At 66.5% G+C, this 1077-nt stretch carries 1 protein-coding gene; it reads right to left on the bottom strand.

What is annotated here, in order from left to right; translation table 11 throughout:
• Nucleotides 1–25: 25 nt before the first annotated feature.
• Nucleotides 26–922, bottom strand: a complete 897-nt coding sequence (locus tag NY1_RS41640) for an IS5 family transposase (RefSeq protein ID WP_067723605.1) — start codon at nucleotides 920–922, stop codon at nucleotides 26–28.
• Nucleotides 923–1077: the final 155 nt, after the last annotated feature.

Raw genomic sequence — 1077 nt, 5'->3', positions numbered from 1 at the left:
CCTAGGCCGTGTTTTGAAAGTCGGTTCACCGTAGCCATTGGTTGATGGCGGCTATGTGGATCGTGGCCAGGTAGCGGACGGCGAGTTTGTCGAATCGTGTTGCGACAGCGCGGTGTTGCTTGAGTTGGTTGATGCCGCGCTCGACGGCGTTGCGGTCGCGGTAGATCTCGGGGTCGAACGCTGGTGGCCGTCCGCCACCAGCGCCGCGGTTGCGGCGTTTGGCGAGTTGGTCGGCCGGGATCGGGATGGTCGCCCGGATGCCCCGTCGGGCCAGATAGGCGCGGTTGGCGCGAGAGGAATACGCCTTGTCGGCCAACACCCGATCCGGACGAACTCGCGCGCGTCCCGGCCCGAGTCGCGGCACCCAGACCGCCTCCAGCACCGCGCTCAGGCGCGGACTGTCGGCGGCCTGGCCACCGGTCAGCACCACCGCCAACGGCCGTAATCCCTGTTCGTAGGCCACATGCAGTTTCGTGCCCCAGCCGCCGCGCGAACGACCGAACGAGTGGTCGTCGGGTTCGGGATAGACCCCGCCGGGTGGTTCGACCTGTCGGTCACCGTCGCGGCGTGCCCCCGCGGCGTGCTGATGACCCCGCGCGATGGTGGAATCCACACTCACCTGCCAGCAGATCGCGCCGACCGCATCGGCCAAGGCTTGCAGCAACTTCAGGATGAATACCCAGTTCCCGGCCCGCTGCCAGCGCCGGAACATCCCATAGATCGTCTGCCACGGCCCGTACTCGACCGGAACGTCTCGCCACGGTGTCCCGGTCCGGGTGCGCCATCGGATCCCGTCGATGAGTTGGCGTCTGCTCCATTTCGGCGGGCGGCCCGCCTTCTTGCCACGAGGCAGCAACGGCTCCAACCGCGCCCATTGGGCATCGGTCAGATCCGATCGCCTCGTCACCGCTACGCTGGCCACGAGGTCTCCGGTGTGAAGTTCTGCTTGGTCGCTGAACCATCTACCGGAGACCTCACCCATTTGCCAACGCGGACAGCGCTTTCCAGCTCACAGGTGGAGGGGCACCGCTTCGCGGCACCCCTCCACCCGAACTACTTTCAAAACACGGCCTAGTC

Origin of the sequence: Nocardia yamanashiensis NBRC 100130, assembly GCF_001613325.1 — a bacterium.
GTDB lineage: Bacteria > Actinomycetota > Actinomycetes > Mycobacteriales > Mycobacteriaceae > Nocardia > Nocardia yamanashiensis.
The sequence above is the reverse complement of the archived record's forward strand: the minus strand, read 5'-3'. Positions and strand labels throughout refer to the sequence as shown.